The 24,517-nt window shown below is 60.4% G+C and carries 23 protein-coding genes; 8 read left to right on the plus strand and 15 right to left on the minus strand.

The window, feature by feature from the left end; translation table 11 throughout:
* Positions 1–39: 39 nt before the first annotated feature.
* Positions 40–1,611, plus strand: a complete 1,572-nt coding sequence (locus AB6K10_RS18500; protein ID WP_062361022.1) for an AbgT family transporter — start codon at positions 40–42, stop codon at positions 1,609–1,611.
* 109 nt (positions 1,612–1,720) lie between these two features.
* Here the strand turns inward: AB6K10_RS18500 and rpoD are convergent, their stop codons facing one another.
* The 3 genes from rpoD to rpsU form a co-directional block, all read right to left on the minus strand.
* Entirely contained in the window at positions 1,721–3,577 is a 1,857-nt protein-coding gene (gene rpoD / locus AB6K10_RS18505) for an RNA polymerase sigma factor RpoD (protein ID WP_339119541.1), read from the minus strand.
* 235 nt (positions 3,578–3,812) lie between these two features.
* Positions 3,813–5,672, minus strand: a complete 1,860-nt coding sequence (gene dnaG, locus AB6K10_RS18510; protein WP_339119542.1) for a DNA primase — start codon at positions 5,670–5,672, stop codon at positions 3,813–3,815.
* 187 nt (positions 5,673–5,859) lie between these two features.
* A complete protein-coding gene (rpsU, locus tag AB6K10_RS18515) occupies positions 5,860–6,075 on the minus strand; it encodes a 30S ribosomal protein S21 (protein ID WP_016416934.1) in 216 nt (71 codons plus the stop codon).
* A gap of 200 nt (positions 6,076–6,275) precedes the next feature.
* Between rpsU and tsaD the strand changes: the two genes are divergently transcribed.
* The gene (gene tsaD, locus AB6K10_RS18520; RefSeq protein ID WP_285263002.1) at positions 6,276–7,319 is read left to right on the plus strand and encodes a tRNA (adenosine(37)-N6)-threonylcarbamoyltransferase complex transferase subunit TsaD; all 1,044 of its coding nucleotides are present in this window, start codon (positions 6,276–6,278) and stop codon (positions 7,317–7,319) included.
* A gap of 9 nt (positions 7,320–7,328) precedes the next feature.
* Here the strand turns inward: tsaD and AB6K10_RS18525 are convergent, their stop codons facing one another.
* Positions 7,329–7,898 (minus strand): glycerol-3-phosphate acyltransferase, encoded by a 570-nt coding sequence (locus tag AB6K10_RS18525; RefSeq protein ID WP_339119543.1) that lies wholly within the window; start codon positions 7,896–7,898, stop codon positions 7,329–7,331.
* 102 nt (positions 7,899–8,000) lie between these two features.
* Between AB6K10_RS18525 and folB the strand changes: the two genes are divergently transcribed.
* Positions 8,001–8,381, plus strand: coding sequence for a dihydroneopterin aldolase (folB, locus tag AB6K10_RS18530; protein WP_159342993.1), 381 nt, complete (start codon positions 8,001–8,003; stop codon positions 8,379–8,381).
* A complete protein-coding gene (gene folK / locus AB6K10_RS18535; protein WP_159342994.1) occupies positions 8,378–8,923 on the plus strand; it encodes a 2-amino-4-hydroxy-6-hydroxymethyldihydropteridine diphosphokinase in 546 nt (181 codons plus the stop codon). Before folB ends, folK begins: the two co-directional genes overlap by 4 nt.
* Here the strand turns inward: folK and AB6K10_RS18540 are convergent.
* The 7 genes from AB6K10_RS18540 to AB6K10_RS18570 are packed head-to-tail and all read right to left on the minus strand — an operon-like array spanning position 8,920 to position 16,706.
* Entirely contained in the window at positions 8,920–10,056 is a 1,137-nt protein-coding gene (locus tag AB6K10_RS18540) for a polynucleotide adenylyltransferase (RefSeq protein WP_339119544.1), read from the minus strand. The two genes, folK and AB6K10_RS18540, sit on opposite strands and share 4 nt — an antisense overlap.
* Positions 10,057–10,872: a symmetrical bis(5'-nucleosyl)-tetraphosphatase gene (locus tag AB6K10_RS18545; RefSeq protein ID WP_159342996.1), complete on the minus strand. Its 816-nt coding sequence runs from the start codon at positions 10,870–10,872 to the stop codon at positions 10,057–10,059.
* A gap of 22 nt (positions 10,873–10,894) precedes the next feature.
* On the minus strand, positions 10,895–11,272 hold the full coding sequence (gene apaG, locus AB6K10_RS18550) for a Co2+/Mg2+ efflux protein ApaG (RefSeq protein ID WP_139526510.1): 378 nt from the start codon (positions 11,270–11,272) through the stop codon (positions 10,895–10,897).
* Complete coding sequence (rsmA, locus tag AB6K10_RS18555) at positions 11,269–12,111, minus strand: 16S rRNA (adenine(1518)-N(6)/adenine(1519)-N(6))-dimethyltransferase RsmA (RefSeq protein WP_159342997.1); 843 nt, start codon at positions 12,109–12,111, stop codon at positions 11,269–11,271. Before rsmA ends, apaG begins: the two co-directional genes overlap by 4 nt.
* Before the next feature lie 26 nt (positions 12,112–12,137).
* The gene (gene pdxA / locus AB6K10_RS18560; protein WP_305946900.1) at positions 12,138–13,181 is read right to left on the minus strand and encodes a 4-hydroxythreonine-4-phosphate dehydrogenase PdxA; all 1,044 of its coding nucleotides are present in this window, start codon (positions 13,179–13,181) and stop codon (positions 12,138–12,140) included.
* On the minus strand, positions 13,181–14,221 hold the full coding sequence (locus tag AB6K10_RS18565; RefSeq protein ID WP_159342999.1) for a peptidylprolyl isomerase: 1,041 nt from the start codon (positions 14,219–14,221) through the stop codon (positions 13,181–13,183). The genes pdxA and AB6K10_RS18565 overlap by 1 nt, the downstream gene beginning before the upstream one ends.
* A 37-nt stretch (positions 14,222–14,258) precedes the next feature.
* The gene (locus AB6K10_RS18570) at positions 14,259–16,706 is read right to left on the minus strand and encodes an LPS-assembly protein LptD (protein WP_253017751.1); all 2,448 of its coding nucleotides are present in this window, start codon (positions 16,704–16,706) and stop codon (positions 14,259–14,261) included.
* Positions 16,707–16,776: 70 nt separating this feature from the next.
* Between AB6K10_RS18570 and AB6K10_RS18575 the strand changes: the two genes are divergently transcribed.
* From AB6K10_RS18575 to speD, 4 genes are all read left to right on the plus strand, one after another.
* On the plus strand, positions 16,777–17,787 hold the full coding sequence (locus tag AB6K10_RS18575) for a phosphotransferase (RefSeq protein ID WP_339119545.1): 1,011 nt from the start codon (positions 16,777–16,779) through the stop codon (positions 17,785–17,787).
* Positions 17,784–18,446 (plus strand): N-acetylmuramate alpha-1-phosphate uridylyltransferase MurU, encoded by a 663-nt coding sequence (gene murU / locus AB6K10_RS18580; RefSeq protein ID WP_339119546.1) that lies wholly within the window; start codon positions 17,784–17,786, stop codon positions 18,444–18,446. The genes AB6K10_RS18575 and murU overlap by 4 nt, the downstream gene beginning before the upstream one ends.
* A 94-nt stretch (positions 18,447–18,540) precedes the next feature.
* Entirely contained in the window at positions 18,541–18,960 is a 420-nt protein-coding gene (locus AB6K10_RS18585; RefSeq protein WP_159343003.1) for an OsmC family protein, read from the plus strand.
* Between the two features lie 219 nt (positions 18,961–19,179).
* A complete protein-coding gene (speD, locus tag AB6K10_RS18590) occupies positions 19,180–19,974 on the plus strand; it encodes an adenosylmethionine decarboxylase (RefSeq protein ID WP_159343004.1) in 795 nt (264 codons plus the stop codon).
* A 77-nt stretch (positions 19,975–20,051) separates the two neighbouring features.
* Here the strand turns inward: speD and lpxL are convergent, their stop codons facing one another.
* The 4 genes from lpxL to AB6K10_RS18610 form a co-directional block, all read right to left on the minus strand.
* On the minus strand, positions 20,052–20,966 hold the full coding sequence (gene lpxL, locus AB6K10_RS18595) for an LpxL/LpxP family Kdo(2)-lipid IV(A) lauroyl/palmitoleoyl acyltransferase (protein ID WP_339119547.1): 915 nt from the start codon (positions 20,964–20,966) through the stop codon (positions 20,052–20,054).
* A gap of 12 nt (positions 20,967–20,978) precedes the next feature.
* Positions 20,979–22,079, minus strand: coding sequence for an alanine racemase (gene alr, locus AB6K10_RS18600; RefSeq protein WP_339119548.1), 1,101 nt, complete (start codon positions 22,077–22,079; stop codon positions 20,979–20,981).
* Positions 22,080–22,339: 260 nt separating this feature from the next.
* A complete protein-coding gene (rpoS, locus tag AB6K10_RS18605; protein ID WP_159343007.1) occupies positions 22,340–23,314 on the minus strand; it encodes an RNA polymerase sigma factor RpoS in 975 nt (324 codons plus the stop codon).
* A gap of 151 nt (positions 23,315–23,465) precedes the next feature.
* The gene (locus AB6K10_RS18610; protein ID WP_339119549.1) at positions 23,466–24,506 is read right to left on the minus strand and encodes a peptidoglycan DD-metalloendopeptidase family protein; all 1,041 of its coding nucleotides are present in this window, start codon (positions 24,504–24,506) and stop codon (positions 23,466–23,468) included.
* Positions 24,507–24,517 lie beyond the last annotated feature (11 nt).

Below are 24,517 nucleotides of genomic sequence, written 5' to 3' on the forward strand. Positions count from 1 at the left end.
ATTTTTGCTGAAAAATAACCTATCAACGATATAAATCTTATGACAAACCCACAAAATCGCGAAGAAAACCTAAAACGCGGAGCATTTACCCGCTTTCTCGATAGCGTCGAGTGGCTGGGAAATCTATTACCGCACCCGGTCACACTGTTTGCCATTCTGTGTGTACTGGTCGTGCTGGCTAGCGGTATCGCTGCCGCCCTGGGCATATCCGTCGCCGACCCGCGCCCAGCAAACGAGGGCGAGTGGATTGCGGTGAATTCACTGCTCAATGCGGAAGGGCTACGCCTTCTCGTCACCAATATGGTGACCAACTTCACCGGTTTTGCACCTTTGGGCACAGTGCTGGTGGCCATGTTAGGAGTCGGGGTTGCCGAACACTCCGGCCTATTATCGGCGAGTATGCGCGCGCTGGTGCTCAACCGCTCTCCGCGCATCGTGACTTATGCCGTAGTGTTTGCCGGAATCATGTCGAACATGGCCTCCGAGCTTGGCTATGTGGTGCTCATTCCGTTGGCTGCAATGATTTTCCACTCTTTGGGTCGCCACCCACTGGCTGGCTTGGCAGCAGCTTTCTGCGGCGTTTCTGGTGGCTATAGCGCCAACCTTTTAATCGGCACGGTCGACCCGCTGCTTTCCGGCATCACCCAAGAAGCCGCACGCCTACTCGACCCTGCCTACATCGTTGGCGCCGAGGCTAACTGGTTCTTCATGTTTGCCAGCACGTTCTTCGTCACCCTGATTGGCGGTTTGGTTACCGAACGCATCGTGGAACCCAAGCTTGGCAAATTCGATTCAGCCTATGCCGATAGCGATATCGACCAGCACCGTATGGAGGGTCTGACCGCTACAGAGAAACGGGCACTCAAAGGTACGGGCTTGGCCGCCCTGGCGCTGGTAGCGTTAGTGGCCGTCATGGTAGTGCCGGAGAGTGGCATTCTGCGCAACCCGGAGACGGGCCTTGTGAGCGGCTCGCCCTTCCTGCGCGGTATTGTGGTTATCGTCGCCATTGCCTTCACCGTGCTGGGCTTTGTCTATGGCCGACTCGCGGGCACCATGCAAAACGATCGCGATATCGTCGATGCCATGGCCAAAAGCATGAGCAGCCTGGGGCTCTATATTGTACTGGTGTTCTTTGCCGCTCAGTTCGTGGCGCTGTTCAACTGGAGTAATTTTGGCACCGTGACTGCCGTGGCGGGCGCTGACCTGCTGGACTCCCTTGGCTTGCGCGGCCCTGGCCTGTTTGCGCTGTTCATCCTCATGTGCGCCTTCGTGAACCTGTCGCTGGGTAGCGCGTCGGCGCAGTGGGCGGTCACTGCCCCTATCTTCGTCCCCATGCTGATGCTCATGGGTTACGCGCCCGAAGTCATTCAGGCGGCGTATAGGATCGGCGATTCCGTCACCAACCTGATTACGCCCATGATGAGCTACTTTGGCCTGATTCTCGCAGTGGCGACCCGTTATCGTAACGACATGGGCATCGGCACGCTGGTCGCTCTCATGCTGCCTTACACGCTGTTCATGCTGATCGGTTGGAGCGTGCTGTTCTTTATCTGGGTGTTTATTCTTGGCTTGCCGGTTGGTCCAGGCTCTGCCACTTACTACACGCTCTAAGCTTTAAACGGCATAACATAAACCGAAAAGCCCGCCGTTCAGAGAACGGCGGGCTTTTCGGTCTTCGTGGCAACTCTATTTCACCACTCACTCTTCACTACTCGCGGCTTTACTCGTCCAGGAACGAACGAAGCGGTTCTGAGCGGCTGGGGTGGCGCAGCTTGCGCAGCGCTTTGGCTTCGATCTGACGAATCCGCTCGCGGGTGACGTCAAACTGTTTGCCCACCTCTTCCAACGTGTGGTCGGTATTCATGTCGATACCGAAACGCATACGCAGGACTTTCGCTTCGCGGGCAGTCAAACCACCCAGCACGTTGCGGGTCGCCTCGATCAAGCCTTCGCCGGTGGCCATATCGATCGGCAGCAGCATGGTGCCGTCCTCAATGAAATCCCCCAGGTGCGAATCGTCGTCATCACCAATCGGCGTCTCCATGGAGATCGGCTCTTTGGCAATCTTGAGCACCTTACGTACCTTGTCTTCAGGCATTTCCAGACGCTCGCCCAGCTCTTCCGGCGTCGGCTCGCGCCCCATCTCTTGCAGCATTTGACGGGAGACGCGGTTGAGCTTGTTGATCGTCTCGATCATGTGGACCGGAATACGAATGGTCCGCGCCTGATCGGCAATCGAGCGAGTGATGGCCTGACGAATCCACCATGTCGCGTAGGTCGAGAACTTGTAGCCACGACGGTATTCGAACTTGTCTACCGCCTTCATCAAGCCGATGTTGCCTTCCTGGATCAGGTCCAGGAACTGCAGGCCACGGTTGGTGTACTTCTTGGCAATCGATATTACCAAGCGCAAGTTCGCCTCAACCATCTCTTTCTTGGCGCGACGAGCTTTTGCTTCACCAATCGACAGCTTGCGGTTCACCTCTTTGAGGTCGGCAACCGAGAGCTGCACCATGTCCTCTTCGAAGGCAATCTTACGCTGAGCGCGGGCGATATCAGCACGCAGCGGCTCTAGGCGGTCAGCGTATTTAGGCTGCGCTTCCTGGAAAGCGTCGAGCCATTTCGGATCAGACTCGTGGCCCGGGAACGACTTGATGAACGTCTTGCGCGGCACCTTGGCTTTCTTGACGCACAGCTGCATGACCGCTTTTTCTTGGGCACGCACCTGCTCGACGCTGATCCGCACTTGGCCTACCAGTCGCTCGAAGTGCTTCGGCACCAGCTTGATCGGCGAGAACAGCTCGGCGAGGCGCTCCTGTTCGAACTTCAATTCGGAGCTACCACGACCGTGTTTAGCTAGCGCGGCTTCCACCGCCGCGTTCTGCTCACGAATCTGCTCGAAACGCGCTTTGGCTTCTTCTGGATCTGGACCGCCTTCGCTGGCGCTGGTGTCTTCTTCGTCATCGTCGGCATCGCTATCGATATCGTCATCGTCGCTCAGCTCGGTATCGACGTCAGGCTCCGGCGTTTCTGCTTCGGCAACCCCGGGGATACCTTCGTCGGGGTCGATGAAACCAGAGAAAAGATCGGACAAGCGCCCAGGCGCTTCTTCGTCCTGAGTGGCGTCGTAGGCTTCGAGGATCGACGCGACCGCGCCCGGCAAATACGCCAGTGCGGACATCACTTCCCGCGTGCCTTCTTCGATCCGCTTGGCGATTTCGATTTCGCCTTCGCGGGTCAAAAGCTCAACCGTTCCCATTTCACGCATGTACATGCGCACGGGGTCGGTGGTGCGACCTACGTCGCTTTCCACGGCGGCGAGTGCCGCAACGGCCTCTTCCGCAGCGGACTCGTCCGTGGAGTGATCCGACATCATCAAAGTGTCTTCATCTGGCGCTTCCTCAACGACACTGATACCCATGTCGTTGATCATGCCAATGATGTCTTCCACTTGATCCGGGTCGGCGATATCCTCGGGTAGATGGTCGTTGACCTCGGCATAGGTCAGGTAGCCCTGCTCCTTGCCGCGCGCGATCAACTCCTTCAGACGTGACTGCTGCTGCGCATTTCCAGCCATAGAAACCCTATCTCGACGAAGAAGAATGAAACACCTGGGGCGCTGAATCGATTAAACTCAACAAGCCGAACAGTATAGCGTAAATAGCTGGAATTTTTCCAGCGAAACGTATTTGCGCGGTCATTCAGGTGTGTTAGGTTGTTCGGTTAGGCCAGCGCCTGGCGACTAACCCTGTATGTGGTGCTGAAGCTTGTTAATTCAACCCCATTGTGCGAATTGCTTTGGTTTGACGCCCTCATGTGCGCTGAATTAGCTCCATCATCAGACTCGCCAACCGCTGCCGCTGAGCTTTATCCAGCTTCTGGCCAGAACGCTCTAGTGCCAACAGCGCATCGTACTCTTCCTGGGGCGAACGCTTACGCTGCTTCTCGACCAAATGCTCTACCAGCCCGCTTAGCTCTGCTTCCCTTGTACTCTTAGGAATCAGCAGTTCCCGCTGCGCCAGCTCTGCTAAGATCTGCCCCTCATGACTACCCTGAAAGTGTGCTAGCACCACCTGCGGACTGCGATAGCGCCCAGCACGCAGTAACTCGATTAAAGCGCGGCACAGCGGCGCCTCTTCACTATTTTCTGGCAGCCAATCCAGCGATTCGGGCAACGATGTCACCAAGCACGGCTCATGAAGCAACAGTTGCACAATACGACTCACCGTAGAGAGCGCTTGCAGCTTTGCCCCTTGACGGCGGCCACGCGCCGCCGCGCGAGGCGGCGCCTGCTCTGGCACCATTTCAGCGGCTGGCTCCTCAACAGGCCCCCACTGCGGCAACGCTTTTGCAGCGGCATCTGCCGTGCGCCTATCTAACAGCGCCTGCAACTGCGACTGTGCCAGCCCGCTACGCTTTGCCAGTGATTCAAGCAGTAGCGATTTGAGCATGCCTTCAGGCACTTTGTTCAATGCCTCTAGCACCTGGGTGGCAAAACGCTCGCGCCCTTCCACGGTATTCAAATCGCGCCCCTGGGCGGCCTGCTCGAAGAGAAACTCCGAGAGCGGCATCGCACAGGTGACACGATCTTCGAACGCCTCTCTGCCCTCGCGACGCACCAGCGAATCCGGGTCGTCACCTTCCGGCAAAAACAGAAACCTTGCCTCGCGCCCATCGATCATCTGCGGGAGTGCGGTTTCCAACGCGCGACTTGCCGCTTGGCGGCCCGCCCGGTCACCGTCGAAGCAGAACACTACCCGGCTCACCAAACGAAACAGGCGGCTCAAGTGATCTTCCGTGGTCGCCGTGCCCAACGTAGCGACGGCGTTATGAATGCCGAACTGAGCCAGCGCCACCACGTCCATATAGCCTTCGACCATCACCAACTGCTCGAGTTTGCTGGACGCTTGGCGCGCCTCATACAAACCATACAGCTCGCGCCCCTTATGAAAGACAGGGGTTTCTGGAGAGTTCAGGTATTTAGGCTGCTCATCCCCCATAACGCGGCCACCAAAGGCGATGGTTCGGCCACGCAAGTCGCGGATGGGAAACATCACCCGGTCACGAAAGCGGTCATAGGTGCGGCCAGTGTCTTCGCGGTGGATCAGCAGGCCGTACTCGACCTGTACCGGCTCGCCGATCCCTTTTGCCGACAGATGCTGTTTGAGCGCTTCCCAGCCACCCGGCGCATAACCGATACCGTAGGTGTCGATCACCTCCGGCGATAGACCGCGACCCTGCAGATAGCGCTGGGCACTCTGGCCCTCCTGCATTTTCAGCCGTTCACGATAGAAGCTAGCGGCCACTTCCAGCAGATTGACGCCCTCTTTACGCTTCTTCTCGCGCTGCTGGGCACGCGGGTCATCCGCTCCCTCACGGGGTACGTCGAGCCCTAGACGTCCAGCCAACTGCTCTACCGCTTCGGGGAACGGCAGCTTGTCATACTCCATCAAAAAGCGCAGCGCGTTGCCGTGAGCGCCACAGCCAAAACAGTGATAAAACTGCTTGTCGGCACTCACCGTAAACGACGGCGTTTTTTCTTGATGGAAAGGACACAAACCGGAGAAGTTACGGCCCGCTTTTTTGAGCTGCACGCGCTCGCCGACCACTTCCACCACGTCAACGCGGCCAAGCAGGTCGTCAATGAAACGCTGTGGAATTTGGCCTGCCATGAACTGCGGGCATCCTCGCGCGAAGCGCTTATGGGCGGGTCTAACGTCATCAGGCAACGCGCCTGATCACCTTAAACCGCGCAAAACACACATCACAGAACGAAAAACAAACGGCCACCTAGTGGCGGCCGCTTGGCATCCCTCTTGAGATAACCGGCTAACAGCGCAGGCTATCCCCAGGTACGGATCAATAGAGCCGTTCGAAACGCTTACGCTCACGCTGCAATTTCTTAGCGTGACGTTTTACGGCAGCTGCCGCTTTGCGCTTGCGCTCAGCAGTCGGCTTCTCGTAGTGCTCGCGACGACGTACTTCAGACAGAACGCCAGCTTTTTCGCAAGAACGCTTGAAGCGACGCAGGGCGACGTCAAACGGCTCGTTATCACGTACTTTTACAGAAGGCATTAAGCACTCACCTACCTTAAGGAGTCTTGAGTTCGGATAGTACGCACACCGAACACGACGGTGTACGACCCAGTTTTACAGCGCACAGTAGTCTAGTCGTGGTTGGCGATCTTTGCAAATGCTTACGCCCCTTCACTGCCATAATGCTAAACTAGCCGGTTTCAAGCTTCTGCCTTACCACCTATACGAGTTCTTTTGCTATGCGCGTACTGGGCATTGAAACGTCTTGCGACGAAACCGGCGTCGCCATTTACGATACCGCGTTTACCGGTGGGCGCGGCCTGCTGGCCGATGCGCTGTATAGCCAAATCGCCATGCATGCGGAGTACGGCGGCGTCGTGCCGGAGCTGGCCTCCCGAGATCACACCCGCAAGTTGCTGCCGTTGATCGAGCAAGTACTAAAAGACGCCCAGCTCACCCGCCAAGACCTGGACGGTATCGCTTACACCGCCGGACCGGGCCTCGTCGGCGCCCTGATGGTGGGTGCCAGCACTGCCCACGGCATGGCCAAAGCGCTGAACATACCGGTGCTGGGCGTTCACCACATGGAGGGCCACCTGCTGGCCCCCATGCTGGAAGACGATGCCCCCGAGTTTCCGTTCGTCGCTCTTCTGGTCTCGGGCGGTCATACCCAGTTGGTGGAGGTACAAGGGTTAGGGCATTACCAACTGCTGGGTGAATCGGTGGATGACGCGGCCGGAGAAGCCTTCGACAAAGCCGCCAAGATGCTCGGCCTTGCCTATCCTGGCGGCCCGCTGGTGGCCAAACTCGCCGAACAGGGCGACCCGAAACGGTTTCGTTTTCCGCGCCCGATGACCGACCGTCCGGGCTTGGACTTCAGTTTCTCTGGTCTAAAAACCCATACGCTAACGGCGATTCGCCAGCTAGAAGCCGCAGGTGAGCTGGATGAACAGTCGAAAGCCGATATTGCACGGGCCTTTGAAGAGGCCGTGGTGGATACGCTGGTGATCAAATGTCGCCGTGCGCTCGATCAAACCGGCCTAAAGCGCATCGTGATGGCAGGTGGCGTGAGCGCCAACACCCGCCTGCGTGAACGGCTAGCGCTGGAGACTCAAAAGCGCCAAGCCCGCGCTTATTACCCCCGCGGGCGTTTTTGTACCGACAACGGCGCCATGATTGCCTATGTCGGGGCGCAGCGCTTGGCGGCAGGCGAGCGGGATGACAACGGCGTGATGCAGGCCACGCCCCGCTGGCCGTTGGATACCTTGAACGCCCCCGAGTAATCGCCGCGCCTACCCACGCAGGTGCGGCTCTTCCCCTCGGCGCAAGCGGCGAATATTTAGGCCGTGTCGAGCCAGCACCAGTAGGCTAAAGCCCCCTACGACACTCACGTAACCGGGGGCCAGCCAGAGGCACAGCAGCGGCGCCAGCAGCGCACAGGCAAGCGATGCCGCTGCGGCAGTGCGCAGCCGCCACGCAAGCAGCGTCCAACCAAGTGCCGTCAGCAGCGCCACGCTGGGCACCAGCACCAGCAGCACGCCAAACGCACTGGACACCGACTTTCCCCCGCGAAAGCCATACCAAAGGGGGTAGCTATGCCCCAGCAGCACGGCGAGCCCCACAACTCCCTGGAGCCATACCGGCAGCGTTAGCCATTTGGCCGCCAGCACTGCGGGCACGCCTTTTATCGCATCCAGCAGCAGCGTGGCGGCGGCCAGTCGCGGGCCATACAGGCGCAGTACGTTGGAAAACCCTGGGTTGTAGGAGCCACAAAACCGAGGATCGTCGACACCTGCCCAGCGGCACACGCTCACTGCCGCCAGCCAACTGCCACTCAAGTAGCCGATCACTATCCATATCATGGCCTGCCCACCCTGGCATTGGCGGCCAACGCCGCTGCCTTACTGTCGTTTCTGGTCATCCTCAAGTACAATCGCCCGCTTGTTGACCCTGGGGGAAGGCCTGTGGACCGCATTTTGATCGAAGCACTCACCGTAGACACCGTCATCGGTGTGTACGACTGGGAACGCACGATAACGCAATCGCTGAGCCTGGATCTATCGCTGGCAACGGACATTCGGCCCGCAGCCGCCACGGATGATTTACGCTTGACGCTGGATTATGCCGCGATCTGCCAACGAATCCAGCAGTTCGCCGACGAGCATCAGTTTGCCCTGGTGGAAACCTTCGCGGAGCGTCTCGCGGCCTGCCTACAGCATGAATTCCCGATTCGCTGGCTACGCATGACCGTCCGCAAGCCCGGTGCCGTCCCTCAAGCGGCCAGCGTCGGTCTGGAAATCACCCGCGGCACGCTGCCGGAGGCCACGCAGGACACGACGTTATGAATCTGGTGACCCTGAGCCTGGGCAGCAACATCGACCCCGACACCCATATCCGGCTCTGTCTGGATGCCCTAGAAGAGACGTTTGGCCCGCTGCAGATTTCGCGAATTTTTGAAAGCGAGCCGGTAGGCTTTAAAGATAGCCGTAACTTCTACAACCTAGTGGTCGCATTTTACAGTGATTGGTCGGTGAGCGACCTCCAAGCGTGGTCCAAAGCGCTCGAAATTGCCCACGGCCGAACGCCAGACATGAAGAAGTGCAGCCCCCGCGCGCTGGATATCGATTTACTGACCGTCGGCGATGCCTGCGGGATCATCGATGATGTCACCCTGCCCCGCGGGGAGATCACCCGCAATGCCTTCGTGCTTCAGCCACTGGCCGAGCTACTACCTAACACGCGTCACCCCGCCTGCCACACCTCCTATGCCACGCTTTGGAAACGCTTCGCGTTGGGCGACCAGCGCCTTTGGCCCATTGATTTTCACTGGCGGGGCCGCTGGATTTCCCAAGCCGACCCGCAGCTTCGTGCGGCCATAGCGCGCTAGTGCGACGCCCTTTCGCCTAGCGCACCTGCCACCGCCCTCTGGCGATACTGGCGCAGCGCATCTCCCAAAGCGGCACCACGGTACCCTTCACCGAGCAGCGCCTGGGGGCTCACTGCCTGGGCTGCCTGCCATGCCGCCTCCAGCAGGGCTTGGTACTCAGGAGCCAAACGGCCGACGAGCTGCAACTGCGCAGCGACCTGCGCAGGTTTGCGCCAGCCATCCAAGCGCTCCAACCAGTGCAGCACTCGCTCATCGTTGAGCGGTGCATCGAGTAGCGCTGTCGTCAGCGCGGTATGGCGAGCTAACTGCGCCACCGCGTTGGGCAGCCGCAGCCTGCCCGCTAACGCGTCGCGCTGCTCGTCACTGAGCACCGAAACCAGCAGCGCATAGCGCCAGTGGGCAAGCGCGGGTGAAGAGGTCTCAGGCGCGCTGGCTAGCGCGTCGAGGGCAGCGGCCAATGTGTCGTCATCGTCAAGTTCCGGCCACCAAGTGGCGAGCGCCTGGCACTCGTTTAGCGTCGTGAAATAGCGCTCTGGATTGGGTTCTCCCAGCGCTTTTTCGGTCTCTACCCACACCCGCTCTGCGGCTAGGTGGCCAAGTTCGCCGCTGCCGCTGACGTGGCGCATCAGCGCGTGGGTGTCTGGGGCGATGGTAAAGCCCAGATGCGCATAGCGGGCTAAAAAGCGCGCAGTGCGCAGCACCCGCAGCGGATCTTCGCTGAAGGCAGGCGATACGTGGCGTAAAAGTCGCTGCCGGATATCCTGCTGGCCGTGAAACGGGTCCGTCAGTTCCCCCTCGGGCCCCTGGGCAATGGCATTGATCGTCAAGTCACGCCGGGAGAGATCCTCCTCCAGCGTTACATCCGGGCTGGCATACACCTCGAACCCCCCGTAGCCGTGCCCGGATTTCCGCTCGGTGCGCGCCAGCGCATACTCTTCTGACGTATGGGGATGCAAAAAAACTGGAAAGTCGCGACCTACGGGCTTGAAGCCCCGCTGGCGCATGTCGTCCGGCGTTGCTCCCACCACGACCCAGTCGTGATCGACCCCCGGCCAGCCCAGCAGCGCATCCCGCACCGCGCCGCCTACGCGGTATACCGACAACCCTTGGGTGAGCGCATCCTGTTGAAACACTTAACGACCTCCTTGCTGGCTAGGGACGCGGGTGCGCTCGCCGGTCTCCAGGTTCATCGCCGTCAAGGCCCCGCCCCATACGCAGCCGGTATCCAATCCCTCGACGTTGACCTTGGCGTGGGGAGTGCGCCCTTCCAGCGCGGCCCAGTGGCCAAACAGAAGGCGCAGATCATCCTGGCGTGGAAACTGAAACCAGGGAGCGAACCCTTCAGGGGCGCTATCGAGTCCCTCTTTGGCCGCAAAATCGAGGCGCTCCTCGGCGTCGATGAAGCGCATCCGGGTCAACACATTGACGATACAGCGCAGGCGATCCATACCTTCCAAGTCGTCCCGAAAACGGTCCGGCTGATTGCCGAAAAGCTGGCTTAAAAATGCGCCTGAGTGCTCGCTTTGCAGCGCCGACTGCACTTCACCGCTTAGCGTCAGCGCCTGTTCGGCACTCCAACTGGGCAGCAGTCCGGCATGGGCCATAAGCGTATTGCCCTCATGCACGACCAGGGGCTGGCTCTGCAGCCAATCCAGCAGCGACTCCCGCTGGGAGGAGGCCAGAATATCGTCCAAGGTATCATTCTTTTTCAACTTGCCGCCCCCACGAGCCACCACCAGCAGGTGAAAATCGTGGTTCCCCAGCACGCAGCGCACGGCGCTACCGAGGGCCTGAGCTTCTTGCAAGCAGGCAAGCGAACCGGGGCCTCGATTGATCACATCGCCCACCAGCCAGAGCGTGTCGTGGGTGGGGCTGAAATTCACAGCGTCCAGTAGGCGAACAAACTCGGCATGGCAGCCGTGCAGGTCGCCTATGACATAGGTACTCATGGGCATTCCCGACTAACAGAGTTCAGTGCAGTTGACGCGGCACCGCCAAACGAAACGGCGCAATGGGCACATCGAAGGCGCGCTGCGTGTAAGTATTGAGTAGCGTATAGGCACCTTCCATCACCCCGACCGGCGTTTGCAGAATCGCCCGACTGGTGTAGCGAAAACGCTGACCAGGGCCAATCAGCGGCTGCTGGCCCACCACGCCTTTACCACGCACCTCTTGGCTATCGCCGCTGCCTTGAGTGATCTTCCAGTAACGCGCCATTAGCTGCACGCTGTGCGGGCTTTGATTATGGACCGTTACGGTGTAGCTAAACACGTAGCGGGATTCGCTGTCGCTCGACTCTGCATCACGAAACTCGGGCGTGACGCTGACCTCGATCTCCAAGCCACTCACGCCTCGTCGCCCCCCTGGTTGCCGTCGTCCGCAGTGGCCGCCTCGTTGGCCGCGACCTGATTGGCGATGGTGACGTACTCCGCCACCGTCAGGGTTTGCGGGCGTCGCGCCGGGTCGATGCCCAACGCTTCCAGCGTCTCGGCGCTGACTCGCCCTTTCAGGTTATTGCGCAGGGTCTTACGCCGCTGCCCAAAGGCCAGCTTGACCAGTTCGAACAGCAGGGCCGGATCATCGGCGGTGTGGGGCAGATGTTCATGGGGCGTGAGACGCACGATCGCGGAGTCCACCTTCGGGCGCGGCACGAAGGCCTCCGGCGGTACGATGAACAGCTGGTCCACTTGGCAGTAGTACTGCGCCATCACCGACAGGCGCCCCCAGTCGGTGCTACCCGGCTCGGCGGCCAGGCGCTCCACTACCTCTTTTTGCAGCATGAAGTGCATATCGGCAATGGCGTTACCCATGCTTAGAAGGTGCACGATCAGCGGTGTCGAGATGTTGTAAGGCAGGTTGCCCACCACCCTCAGCGCCGGGCCATCGCCCTTGAGCTCGGCAAAATCGAACTTCAGCGCGTCGCCTTCATGAATCACGAACTCAGGGTAGTTAAAAAACTGCACCCGCAGGCCTGGAATCAGATCACGGTCCAGCTCGATCACCTCCAGCTTCCCCGCCGCTTCCAGCAGCGGCGCCGTCAGTGCACCTTGCCCGGGGCCAATTTCGACGAGACGGTCGCCTTCGCGTGGCCCGATGGCGCGGACGATACGCGAAATGATGCCGAGGTCACGCAGAAAGTTTTGACCGAAGCGTTTACGAGCACGGTGCTGCTGAGGCACTTGAGACATCTAACAGTGTTCCTTGGAGGGTTGATTCATGAAGCGGCCAGGGAGCTGGCACGCTGAGCAGCAAGGCGCTGCGCGAGGGCAAGCGCGACGCCCAGACTATTGGGGTCGGCAGTACCATGGCCCGCCAAATCCAGCGCGGTGCCGTGGTCCACCGAGGTACGCACCAGCGGCAGCCCCAGGGTAATGTTCGCGGCCTGACCAAAGCCGGCGTATTTTAGCACTGCCAAGCCCTGGTCGTGGTACATCGCCAGCACCGCATCGACTCCGGCTAGGTGACGCGGGGTGAACAGCGTATCGGCAGGCAGCGGCCCTTGGATATCCAGCCCGTCGGCACGCAGCGCGTCGAGGGCAGGAATAATAATATCCAGCTCTTCGCGCCCCAAATGCCCCTCTTCCCCCGCATGGGGGTTGAGGCCGCATACCGCAATGCACGGATGCGAGATGCCGAATTGGCGCCGCAGGTCAGCGGCCAGTAAGCGGCTGATCTGGGTGACCCGCTCGAACGTGATGGCATCGGCCACGTCACGCAGCGGCAGGTGAGTCGTCACCAGCGCCACGCGCAAATCGCCGCTGCCTTGCCACAGCGGGTTCTTGGCATGCAGCGCGGCATCGGTCGCCAGCAGCATCACTACGTCATCCACGCCGCAGGCATCGCGCAGCCACTCGGTATGGCCGGTGAAGTGGGGAAAGCCCCCTTCGATGATGACCCCTTTATGTAGCGGCGCGGTGACCATCGCCGCGGCCTGCCCTGCTTGGCAGGCGTCTACGGCGATTTGCAGTGTCTCCAACACGTAGCTGGCATTGGCGGGATTGAGCACCCCAGGCGTGGAAGGCGCGCGCAGTGCGGCGGGCCACACCACCAAACGCCCTGGAGAGGATATATCCAAGCTACCCGGCGCGGCCTCGACGACCTCTACGGCCAGCCCGAGCAGCTCGGCGCGCTGGCGCAGCATCTGCGGGTCACCCACCGCCACCGTGTTGGCTAATTGCCCACGAGCGGCCAGCATCAGCGTCAGCTCTGGCCCGATGCCCGCAGGTTCACCGGTGGTTAACAGCAGCGGCCGCGTCATTAGAGACGAATATCCACGAAGGCCTGTTCGCGAATTTCACGCTGCCAGGTTTGCAGCTCTTCGTTGGCACGACGCTGGAAAATCGCTTGGCGCACCTGCTCACGACGGCTCTCTTCGGTCACGTCCTGGCGGCGACGCTCCAGCACTTCGATGACGTGATAGCCGAACTGAGAGCGTACTGGCTCGGAGAGCTGGTTCGGGCTGAGAGACGTCATGGCTTCTTCGAACGCAGGCACCGTTTGGCCAGGGCGCACCCAGCCAAGGTCGCCGCCGTTCATGGCGCTACCACGGTCGTCGCTGTACTCACGGGCCACCGACGCGAAGTCTGCGCCCTGCTGCAAACGCTGGCGAGCCTCTTCTGCGCGGGCGCGGGCTTGGTTCTCGTTACGCGTAGGCGTCAGCTCCACCAGCACGTGGCGAGCACGGGTCTCTTCGATAAACGCCTGCCCCTGCTGTTGGCTTGGCTGCTGGCTCAGGAAACGCTCCACATCGCGGTCGGAAACCGTGACGCGCTGGCTAATCTGGCGCTGCTGTACCTGGCGCATCAGCATTTCGCGGCGTACGTCTTCGCGCACGTCGGCCAGGGTAATGCCGTCAGCTTCTACCGCATCGGCAAACTGGTCCAACGTCATGTTGTTGGATTCGGCAATGCTGCGCAGCTGGCGGTTGAGTTCGGTGTCATCCACGCTCAGGTTGGCTTGGCGGGCCATCTGCAGCTGGATTTCATCCATGACCATGCGCTCCAGCACCTGCTGGGCCAGCTGATTACGCGGCGGCAAATTGCCGCCCTGAGCCGCTGCTTGCTGCTCCACCTGGGCAATGCGGTCATCCAACTCACTGCGCATGATGACGCCATCATTGACGACTGCGACGACGCTATCCAACTGCTGACGCTGGGCCGACTCGAAATTTTGCGCATGAACGGTCAGCGGAACCAGCGCCGCACCCGTGCCCAGGCAGAGCACCATCAGGCTGCCTGCGGACAGCTGGGTGGCTCGTTTCTTCAGCGCGCAGCTCAGCAAGGTCTTTCTGATCATCATAAAAAGTCTCTTTCAGTCGCTATTTTAAAGTGGTCGTTCATAGGGGCGTAGGGCGGTAGCCGGGAATCGCCTGTTCAAAGTAGCCGTCGGCCTCTTGACCCACGCCACCTAGACCACGAAACACGAAGCGCAAAAATAGCCCGCGGTCGTTGAAGTCATCGCCAACCCGCGCCGTATCGTTGTCGTCGATCCATTCACGCCATACCAGCTGTACCCCGTAGCAGCAGTCGTTCCACTGCAGGCCCGCGAGCTGTTCCAGGGGACGGTTGTTGGTTTGATCGTGCAGGTAGCGGCCAATCAAATCAATCCTTGGGCTCGCTTTCCACGCCAGCGAGAGATCCCACTCTTCGCGGCTGTAGTCGCGGAAACCGTCGTCGCCCGGCACCACGCTCGGATCGAACCCTTCGATCTCCCAACGGTAGCCAAGGTTCACTACGTGCCCTTCCGGGTGACGGTAGCGAACATCTACGCTAGAGCGCTCGGTCTGTTCACGCTCGTCATCGTAGAGCCATTCGTAGCCCGTACTCCAGCGATCCGATATTTGCCAATCCAGGCGAGTGACCAGCGGGGAGCGGTCACGGGTGGCCTGATAGCGGCTTTCCGGATTCACCGAAGGGTCTTCACTGGGGCGCGCTGGCAGCGTGTCCGGGTCGCCTTCGCTATCGATGCGCCGCTCGGAGAAGTAGTAGCTCTGGCCGACACCAAAGGTCAGACGATCACGCCCGGCACTATCTTCGATCAACCGTGATTCGACACCGAGCGATACGCGATTGAGATCCCCCACGCGGTCAGCCCCCGAGAAACGGTGCGGCGACCAGAGCTGATCCCATGAAAACGCCCGTTCACGGCTATCGAAATCGGGCAGCTGAGTCTGGTCGGTGCGCGGTACGTAGGCGTAGTTCACGCGGGGTTCGAGGGTTTGGCGATAATCGCGCCCGCCAAGCTCCAGTTCACGCTCGAAGACAAGGCCGCTGTCGATGGAGGTGATCGCGACGCTGCGCGAAGGCGATGTGGTGCGATCGGTCACTCGGTCGCCGTAATCCAGCTCGTAAGCCGTGTGCCAAAGCTCGGTGCGGGGTTCGATATAGCCCCAGGGCTGCTCGTAACGCCAGCCCACCGCCGGTGTGAGGTGCAGGCGCGACCCAATGGCCGCCTCACGTTCCGGCACCCGCCGCTCGTCCACATCGCGCCAGAAATAGGTGGCGTTGGAGCGCCACTGCGTATAGAGGCCGTTGCCTAGCTGCCAATCGGAGTTGGCGGTCAGGCTAGGCAGGCGGTAAAACGGGCGATCGGTGTCGCTGAGCGGGTCTTCCAGGCGCTGAAAGCCCTGGGCCCGCGCATCGAGCTGCCAGCGTTCGCCGCGGTAATCGACCTGGGCCAGACGCTCCATACTGACCCGGTCGCTGTTGCCGAACTCGCCACCAAAGTCATCGAAGTAGCGCCCGTCGCTGGCCGCGCCGTAGCGCAGCCGGTAGTCGCTGCGCGGCGTGAGCCGTCCTGCATGCTGGGCGTCGATGTACCAGCGGTCGTCCCCCTCGAAGCGGTTATCACCGTTATTGGTGCCGCCGTCGCTATCGAGGTAGCCGCCCTCCACCAAGCCCTGACTCTCTTCGAGCAGGTAGCGGTATTCCCCATTGAGCAGCAGCCCCCGGTCCGACATCCAGCGCGGGGTAATGGTGGCATCCTGGTTCGGCGAAATGTTCCAGTAAAACGGCTGCGTATAATCGAAGCCATCGCTTGAGAAGCTTACTGACGGCGAGAGCAGCCCCGTATGACGGCGATCATCGATGGGGAAACGCAGCCACGGCCAGTAAAATACCGGGACGTCTTTGACTTCCAGCCGCGCGTGGCGGGCAGTGCCGAATCCTGCCGCCTGATCGAGACGAATGTCACTACCTACCAACTGCCAACTGTTAGCACCGGGGTCGCAGGTCGTGAAGGTGGCTTCCTGCAGACGGTACTGCTCCTCTCCGGTCTGTTGCAGCTCACGCGCCTGCCCACGCAGGTGCTGCTCGTAGAGCACATAGTGGCTGTTACGTAGCGAGGCGCGATCTTCGTTCAACATCAACGTGGCGTGTTCGCCGCGCACGAGGGCTTGACCATCGCGAATGGCGAGGTTGCCCTCGGCATCTACCCGCTGGCGATCTGCCGGGAGAAAGACACGTTCGGCCTCTAGCTCGGTATTGCCCCGGCGCAGTACCACATCGCCACGCAGCAGGGCTTCGCCGTCAGCGGCGTAGTCCACCTCTTCGGTTTCGACCGAAAGCGTTTCCGGGTTCTGTTCCGCTGGCAAGCGGTAGCCGGGCATCACATAGCGCCCCCGGCATAGCTGTTGCGGCGCTTCGTCTTGGCTCCAGGCCTGCCAGTCCAGCGCCTCTGCGGGCAGGGTTCGGTCCTGCGCCACCGCTGAAAACGAGGCGCCAGCGAGCAAACTGCCCAGCAGCGTATGCGCAACCGGTACGGTGCGCGAGATTCGCTTGCCCATGTTCGTTATCCTTGGCATCCAGAATCGGTATTATACAGCCCGCATGATGCCCGACCAGCAAGGAGCTTGCATGTCCTCTTCTCGGATCGACGCCCTCACTCAGTGGGCAGCGCAACAACACGGCCTTGATCACGCCACTCTTCGCCTCTCTGCTGCGGGCGGTGACGCCAGTTTTAGGCGCTATTTTCGACTAACGCTGCCGGATGGCAACACGCAAATCGTCATGGATGCACCGCCGGATCAGGAGGATTCCACGCCGTTTGTGGCCATAGGCCAGCGCTGGCATGCCGCCGGACTGCCGGTGCCCGCCATTCACGCCAGTGATCTGGACGCCGGCTTTTTGCTGCTGGATGATCTGGGCGATACGCCCCTGCAAGCCACCTTTACTGACCCGGCGCGCACGGAGGAGCACCACCACGCTGCGCTGTCGCTGATTGCCGAATTGCAAAACCGCGCCAACCCAGCCGCCCTGCCCGCCTACGACGCCGCCCTACTTGGCCGGGAGCTGGATCTTTTTCCCGAATGGTGCCTGAGTCGCTGGCTGTCGCTGCCGGTTCCGGATAGCTGGGAGGCGCTCCGCGGCACATTGATCGAGCGCGCCCTGGAACAACCGGTGGTGAGCGTTCATCGTGATTTCGATGCGATGAACCTGATGCTCCACCAGCAAACGCTTTACATGATCGATTTTCAGGACGCCGTGGCAGGTCCGCTCAGCTACGACGTTATTTCGCTACTGCGAGGCCGCTACTGCCGTTTCAGCCCTGACCAGTTTGCCACGTTTGTGAGCACCTTCTATCAGCAGGCGCGGCAGGAAGGTCGCCTGACCCGCTCGGTCAGCGAGGAAACTTTTTTAGCGCAGTGCCACACTATGGCCGCTCAGCGCTCGCTGAAAGTGCTGGGCATTTTTTGCCGGCTGACCCTGCGTGACAGCAAACAGGGCTACCTGGCCCGCCTGCCACACTTTTTAACCCACTTGGATGATAGCTTGGCAGCCCTACCCGAGCACGGTGACTTTGCCGACTGGGTCCGCGGGGTACTGCGCCCGGCCATTCTCCAGCGACTGGAGGCATCAGCGCCATGAAAGCGATGATTCTGGCGGCGGGCTTAGGCAAACGGATGCGCCCACTCACCGACCACTGCCCGAAACCGCTGCTGCCCGTGGCAGACAAGCCGCTGATCGTCCATCATCTGGAGCGCTTGAAGCGTGCGGGTATCGAGGAGGTGGTGATCAACGTGAGCTACCGCGCCGAGCAGATCATGGCCGCGCTAGGCGACGGCTCTGCCCACCAACTGCGCATTCACTGGAGCCAGGAGGCTAGCCCGCTCGAGACCGGCGGCGGCATTCAGAAAGCGCTGCCTCTGCTGGGCGAAGCGCCGTTTCTACTGATCAATGGCGATGTATGGTGCGACTACCTACCCAGTGCTGCCACGCTGGCAGAGGGCGACCTCGCCCACTTGATCCTCGTGGATAACCCTAACCACCACCCTGGCGGCGATTTTGCGCTCGACCGGGGCCGCGTTACGCAGACGGGCGAGTCACGCCTGACCTACTCGGGCATTAGCGTTCTGCACCCTGACCTCGTCGCAACAGAGCCACCAAGAGCGTTTGCACTGGCTCCGCTACTGAAGCGCGCCATGGCCGAACAGCGCGTCAGCGGTGAACATTACTGCGGCCACTGGGTCGATGTTGGCACCCCAGAGCGGCTCACCGAACTGGAGCAGCACTTGGCTCAGGCTTGACCGCCATGACCAGCGCACGATGAAGCCGTGCGCTGTCGCCTAGAAATGTTATGCTGCGCGACTTACCTTTCGTCGCCAAGATGAGGAGAGCAACGTGAAAGCACGGGTAAAATGGACCGATGGTCGTCAGTTCGTCGCAGAATCGGGTAGCGGACACAGCGTTGTGATCGATGGCCCGCCCGACCACGGCGGTCGTAACACTGGCCCACGGCCGATGGAAATGCTGTTGATGGGCATGGGTAGCTGCACTGCCTTCGATATCTTAAACATCCTCGACAAAGCCCGCGCCGATGTCACTGACTGCGTGGCAGAGCTGGACGCCGAGCGCGCCGATGAGGTGCCGTCCGTGTTCACCAAGATCCACGTGCACTTCGTGGTGACGGGGCGTGGCTTGAAAGAGAAGCAGGTACAGCGGGCCGTGGAGCTCTCGGCAGAGAAGTACTGCAGCGCCTCGATCATGCTCGTCAACGGTGGCGTTGAGATTACCCACTCTTTCGAGATCGTCGACGCTTGAGCCCCACGCTGCGACACTTTCGCTCAGGTTCAAAAAAAGTAGTGTGGCCGGATGCAACCCGCGCCACGGGCGGGCATAATACGCCCGCTTGTTTTTCCCCCTACTGCGTAGTGCGGGGCCGCTCCATGCACAGCGGCTGCGTCAGCACGGTAACAAGTGTTTATCGGTTCCGGCGCTGGATCGTCGGGGTGTCTTCATCTGCCATAGGGAGGTTCGGACGTGTCAGATAATCTCCGACTCCACGGGTTCAACAACCTGACAAGCTCGTTGAGCTTCAATATTTACGACATCTGTTACGCCAAAACCGAGGAGCAGCGTGCGGCTTATATCGACTATATCGATGAGCTCTACAACGCCGAACGTTTGACGCAGATTCTCAAGGACGTGACCAATATCATCGGTGCCCACGTGCTGAATATTTCACGCCAGGATTACGAGCCGCACGGTGCGAGCGTCACCATCCTGATCGCCGAGCACGAGCTGGATGACCCCACGCCGGGTCAAACCGAGCCAGGCCCGGGCCCGCTGCCTGAAACCGTCGTGGCGCACCTGGACAAGAGCCACGTCACGGTGCACAGCTATCCAGAATCCCACCCGGACAACGGCATCAGCACCTTCCGTTTGGATATCGACGTGTCGACCTGTGGTCATATCAGCCCGCTGAAAGCGCTGAACTACCTGATCCATAGCTTCGACTCCGACATCGTGACCATGGATTACCGCGTGCGCGGCTTCACGCGGGATGTGGATGGCAAAAAACTGTTCATCGACCACGACATCACCTCGATTCAGGACTACTTGGCAGAAGACACCAAGCAGGCCTACCAGATGATCGACGTGAACGTGTATCAAGAGAACATGTTCCACACCAAGATGCTGCTCAAGGACTTCGAACTGGATAACTACCTGTTCGGCACCTCGCGCCGCGACATCACCTTCGAAGAAGCGCGCGACATCGAAAGTCGTCTGCGCAAAGAGATGCTGGAGATTTTCTACTCCCGCAACTTCGACTGAGGCACGGCCTGCAGCCGCGTCGATGCCAATGAAAAGCTGCCCACGGGCAGCTTTTTTCTTACCTATACGGGCTAACGCTAGTAAACGCCCTCTTCACCCGCCGGGCGGGTCTTGAACCGTCGATGCAGCCACAGATACTGCTCTGGGTGCTTACGAATCGCCCGCTCGATAAAGGCATTCACCCGCGTGGCATCGGCCATTTCATCACCACTGGGGAAATCTTCGAAGGCAGGCAAACACTCGATGGTGTAGGTGTGATTATCCGGGTTGCGGTGGAACATCAGCGGCACCACAGGAGCGCCCGTCATGCGGGCGATTTTCGAGGTGAGACGAATCGTCGCCGCCTGCTGACCAAACAGCGGCGCAAAGACGCTGACATCGCGACCAAAATCCTGATCCGGTGAGTACCACACGATATGACCCGCTTTGATGCGGCGTACCACGCCGCGCAAGTCATGGCGATCGATGGCTTGGCCAAAGATGCGTGAACGCGCACGGGTCATGAAGCGCTCGAACAGCGGGTTGTTATGGGGGCGGTAAACCACATCCGCCGGGAAAAACAGCGAGTGTAACGCCCCGCCTAGGTCCAGCGTCGAGAAGTGGATACCCACCACCAGCACGCCTTTGCCCTGGGCTTTGGCGCGTGCAAGGTGCTCTTGGCCGTGATAGGCCACTCGATGACGCAGCCCTTCGGCATCCCGACACCAGCCGGTTGCGGTTTCGACCAAACCAATCCCGTTGGCAATGAAGGTCTCTTTGACCAGTTGGCGCTGCTCATCGGCACTTTTTTCTGGAAAGCAGAGCGCGATGTTCGTGGCGGTGATGTGCCGACGACGCTTTACGAAGCGCCACGCCAGCAGGCCAATCGCTTTCCCCACCCAGAGCTTCACGCGCCAGGGGAGCCATGCGGCCACGTACATCAGGCCAATCGCCAGCCATGTCGGCCAGTAACGAGGGTGCGCAAAGGAGCGCGGATAAGACGCTTTAGACATACCGATAACCGTTTAAACGTGAGCCCCATGATAACGCCGTGGGGCTCTAGGCAGTACCCCCGTCAGCAGCGTATAGCTGATGGTATCGCAGTAGCGAGCCACTTCATCCACGGGCAAGACGGCACCGTTGCTGGCCGCTCCCCATAGCACCACGTCACTGCCAATGGCCGCGTCAGGGACGTCGGTCACGTCCACCGTCAGCATGTCCATGGAGACCTTACCGGCAATCGGGCAGCGCTGGCCGTTGACCAGTACCGGCGTGCCATCGACGGCATGACGGTCATAGCCATCGCCATAGCCTGCGGCAACCACTGCAATGCGCGATGGGCGTGCTGCTTTCCAGCGCCCGCCGTACCCCACCTGTTCGCCGGTATCGAGTTCGCGCAGCGCGATGATCTCTGAGCGTAGCGACATGACCGGACGTAGCTGGCGGGTGATGTCGTTGGCCACTTCCAACGGGTCGCTGCCATAGAGCATCACGCCGGGACGGTTCCAATCCCCATGAGCGGCTGGCCACGCCAGCGTCGCCGGGGAGTTGGCCAAACAGAGCGGCGCTTTCAGCTCGGCCGCCAGTCCTTGCAGCAGGCGCATCTGGCGGTTGAAGTAGCTGGGATCTTGCGCATCGGCATTGGCAAAGTGACTCATCAGATGCAGCGCCGTCACTTGAGGCGCATCGACCAGCCGCTGCCACACGCTGGGCGCTTGCTCCGGCGAGAACCCCAGCCGGTGCATGCCGGAATCCACTTTCAGCCACACGGGAATTGGCTGCCGAGGCGAATAGGCCAGCAGCGCCTCCACCTGCCAGGCGCTATGGACGCTGATCCAGAGGCGGTGCTGGTCGACCAGCGCCAGCTCTTCAGCGCTGAAGATACCCTCGAGCAGTACGATGGGCGCTTGGATACCGCCTTCTCGCAGGCTCAGCGCCTCTTCGATGCAAGCCACGGCAAAGGCCGGCACGTCGGCTTCCAGCGCGCGAGCGCAGGCCAGCGCACCGTGACCGTAAGCATCGGCTTTGATCACGGCCACTGAGCGGCTTTGCGGGGCGCAGCGGCACGCCAGCTGATAGTTGTGACGCAGCGCGTCCAAATCAATATGGGCCACTAGCGGGCGCATAGCGTTCTCACTCTCCAATTGACTGTTTCCTTGACTCTTTTCGTCGCTCTGTCCGTCACGCGTTCATTCACTCAGGCTCCGATGGGCAGTGGCTCAGCAGGCTCGCCACATTGGGACAGTCAGCGGCCCAACAGCGGGGAGTGAAAAACCGTCTGCCCAAAAACAGCGCACCGAGTGGATAACTCGGTGCGCTATGGGTGTTGCCTTTGTTAACGTCGCTAAGCTCGGCCAGAATGGCTGACGTACCGCACGACCCTGGATTAACTCTCGAAAATCGCGTCGAGGGAGAGTCCCTGTTTTTCCAGCGAGCGGCGCAGCTTCTTTAACGCTTCTACCTGAATTTGGCGCACCCGCTCACGGGTGAGACCAATCTCCGCGCCAACCTCTTCCAGCGTCGCGGCTTCGTGGCCGCGTAGACCAAAGCGGCGTACCACGACCTCGCGCTGCTTTTCGCTCAGCTCATCCAGCCAATGGTCCACGTGCTCACGCACGTCGCCATCCACCAAACACGCTTCCGGACCGAGGACTTCGTCGTCAGTGAGCGTATCGATCAACGGCTTGTCGCTGTCACCGCCCATGGGGTAATCCACCGACGACACTCGTTCGTTGAGCCCCAGCATCTTCTTGACCGTCTCGACCGGCTTGTCGAGATGCTCGGCGATCTCCTCGGCGGTCGCTTCGTGATCCAATTTTTGCGTCAGCTCACGAGCAGCGCGCAGATAGATATTGAGCTCTTTTACCACGTGAATGGGCAGGCGAATGGTGCGCGTCTGATTCATTAGCGCACGCTCAATGGTCTGACGAATCCACCAGGTGGCATACGTAGAGAAGCGAAACCCCCGCTCGGGGTCGAACTTCTCGACGGCACGGATCAAACCAAGATTCCCCTCCTCGATCAAATCGAGCAGCGTTAAGCCTCGGTTCAGGTAGCGTCTGGCAATCTTGACCACCAGGCGCAGGTTAGATTCAATCATCCTGGAGCGACCAAGCGCATCGCCCTTGCGTGCCAGGCGGCCGTAATACACTTCTTCTTCCGGCGTCAGCAGCGGAGAAAAGCCGATCTCGTTAAGGTAGATCTGTGTCGCATCCAAGCTTTGAGTCGATTGACGGTCTTCACGGCCCAGCGCTTTTTCAAACGCATCCTCCTCGGCCGTAACGTCGTCGTCGGCGTCGTCCAACGCCTCCTCAACTTCATCCAGGTCAATCTCCTGTAGGTCCTTCTCCAGCATACTCATGGTCATACCCCCGTGGTCTCGCCTATCCGCCATGTAAAAAAGTAAGGGTGGTCGCACTCCCTGTGCGCGTGCACCTTATTGTTATATGACGCCCTGGTTCAGCTATTCGGGTACTCCTAGCAGGCATCACTCTACACCTGCCAAGGGATGGCTAGCGAGATGGCAGATAGTCCAACGGATCTTGCGGCTGGCCATCGCGGCGCACCTCAAAATGCAGTTTGACGGCATCTGCATCGCTATCGCCCATCGTGGCAATGACTTCTCCTGCCTCGACGACATCATTCTCTTTGACGTTCAAGCTATCATTATGTGCATAAGCACTGAGAAACTGATCGTTATGTTTCAGTAGTATTAGGTTACCGTAGCCGCGCACACCGCTACCGGCGTAGACCACGATCCCCGGGCCTGCAGCACGAACAGGTTGCCCCTTTTGCCCGGCGATATCAATCCCGGCGGTGATGCTGCCTCCTTGCCCGAATTCACCGGTCACTTGGCCATCGGTGGGCCAACGCCAGTCGATGTTTTCGGCCGGCGTGAAGGTCCGTGTCGAACGATCGGTGCGGGCCGTCTGCGTAGGCTCAGCGGCAGGCGCTGGTGCGGCGGCCGGGGTCGGCTCAGGTTCCGGCTCTGGGGTAGGCTCGGGCGCGGGTTCTTGTTCAGGCTGAACGCTTGGCGTTTGAGGAGCTGCCTCCTCAGACGGCTCGGCAGCGGCAGCGACTTGTTGAGACGCCTCGACCGCCGTGCGCTCGGCACGCTCTGCCGTCAACCGCTGGTTGCGCTCGATGGCGCTCTCGTCCGGCAGCAGCCAGTCGAGCTCTTGGTCATTGCTCGCCACGGCGGTGGCTTGGGGCTGTAGCCCCGTGGCTACGGCACCGCTGGTGGCAGCGGGGGACCCGTTGCCGCCAGACGACGCCGCCATGCCTCCCGCACCTTCCCGCAGCGCGATGGTTTGGCCGGGGTAAATTTGGTAGGGCGCATCGATATTGTTGATGGCGGCGAGCTGGCGATAGTCCAGATTGTGCTGCCATGCGATGCCGTAGAGCGTATCGCCCGCTTTCACCGTGTACTGCGGCGCGTTCTCCACCGCGCGCCGGGCGTCGCTCAAGTCGCGCACCTGGGGGGTGTTGGACTGCTGACTGGCACAGCCACTCACCGCCAGTGCGAGTACCGTCATCATGAAAACCTTACGCATGCAAACCCTAC

It is taken from the genome of Halomonas sp. BMC6, from assembly GCF_964204995.1.
GTDB lineage: Bacteria > Pseudomonadota > Gammaproteobacteria > Pseudomonadales > Halomonadaceae > Vreelandella.

What these genes read in the sequence shown, in the direction of transcription:
- AB6K10_RS18500 (WP_062361022.1), top strand. Translation starts at nt 40, where the DNA reads ATGACAAACCCACAAAATCGCGAAGAAAACCTAAAACGCGGAGCATTT.
- rpoD (WP_339119541.1), bottom strand. Translation starts at nt 3,577, where the DNA reads ATGGCTGGAAATGCGCAGCAGCAGTCACGTCTGAAGGAGTTGATCGCG.
- dnaG (WP_339119542.1), bottom strand. Translation starts at nt 5,672, where the DNA reads ATGGCAGGCCAAATTCCACAGCGTTTCATTGACGACCTGCTTGGCCGC.
- rpsU (WP_016416934.1), bottom strand. Translation starts at nt 6,075, where the DNA reads ATGCCTTCTGTAAAAGTACGTGATAACGAGCCGTTTGACGTCGCCCTG.
- tsaD (WP_285263002.1), top strand. Translation starts at nt 6,276, where the DNA reads ATGCGCGTACTGGGCATTGAAACGTCTTGCGACGAAACCGGCGTCGCC.
- AB6K10_RS18525 (WP_339119543.1), bottom strand. Translation starts at nt 7,898, where the DNA reads ATGATATGGATAGTGATCGGCTACTTGAGTGGCAGTTGGCTGGCGGCA.
- folK (WP_159342994.1), top strand. Translation starts at nt 8,378, where the DNA reads ATGAATCTGGTGACCCTGAGCCTGGGCAGCAACATCGACCCCGACACC.
- AB6K10_RS18545 (WP_159342996.1), bottom strand. Translation starts at nt 10,872, where the DNA reads ATGAGTACCTATGTCATAGGCGACCTGCACGGCTGCCATGCCGAGTTT.
- rsmA (WP_159342997.1), bottom strand. Translation starts at nt 12,111, where the DNA reads ATGTCTCAAGTGCCTCAGCAGCACCGTGCTCGTAAACGCTTCGGTCAA.
- pdxA (WP_305946900.1), bottom strand. Translation starts at nt 13,181, where the DNA reads ATGACGCGGCCGCTGCTGTTAACCACCGGTGAACCTGCGGGCATCGGG.
- AB6K10_RS18565 (WP_159342999.1), bottom strand. Translation starts at nt 14,221, where the DNA reads ATGATGATCAGAAAGACCTTGCTGAGCTGCGCGCTGAAGAAACGAGCC.
- AB6K10_RS18570 (WP_253017751.1), bottom strand. Translation starts at nt 16,706, where the DNA reads ATGGGCAAGCGAATCTCGCGCACCGTACCGGTTGCGCATACGCTGCTG.
- AB6K10_RS18575 (WP_339119545.1), top strand. Translation starts at nt 16,777, where the DNA reads ATGTCCTCTTCTCGGATCGACGCCCTCACTCAGTGGGCAGCGCAACAA.
- murU (WP_339119546.1), top strand. Translation starts at nt 17,784, where the DNA reads ATGAAAGCGATGATTCTGGCGGCGGGCTTAGGCAAACGGATGCGCCCA.
- lpxL (WP_339119547.1), bottom strand. Translation starts at nt 20,966, where the DNA reads ATGTCTAAAGCGTCTTATCCGCGCTCCTTTGCGCACCCTCGTTACTGG.
- alr (WP_339119548.1), bottom strand. Translation starts at nt 22,079, where the DNA reads ATGCGCCCGCTAGTGGCCCATATTGATTTGGACGCGCTGCGTCACAAC.
- rpoS (WP_159343007.1), bottom strand. Translation starts at nt 23,314, where the DNA reads ATGAGTATGCTGGAGAAGGACCTACAGGAGATTGACCTGGATGAAGTT.
- AB6K10_RS18610 (WP_339119549.1), bottom strand. Translation starts at nt 24,506, where the DNA reads ATGCGTAAGGTTTTCATGATGACGGTACTCGCACTGGCGGTGAGTGGC.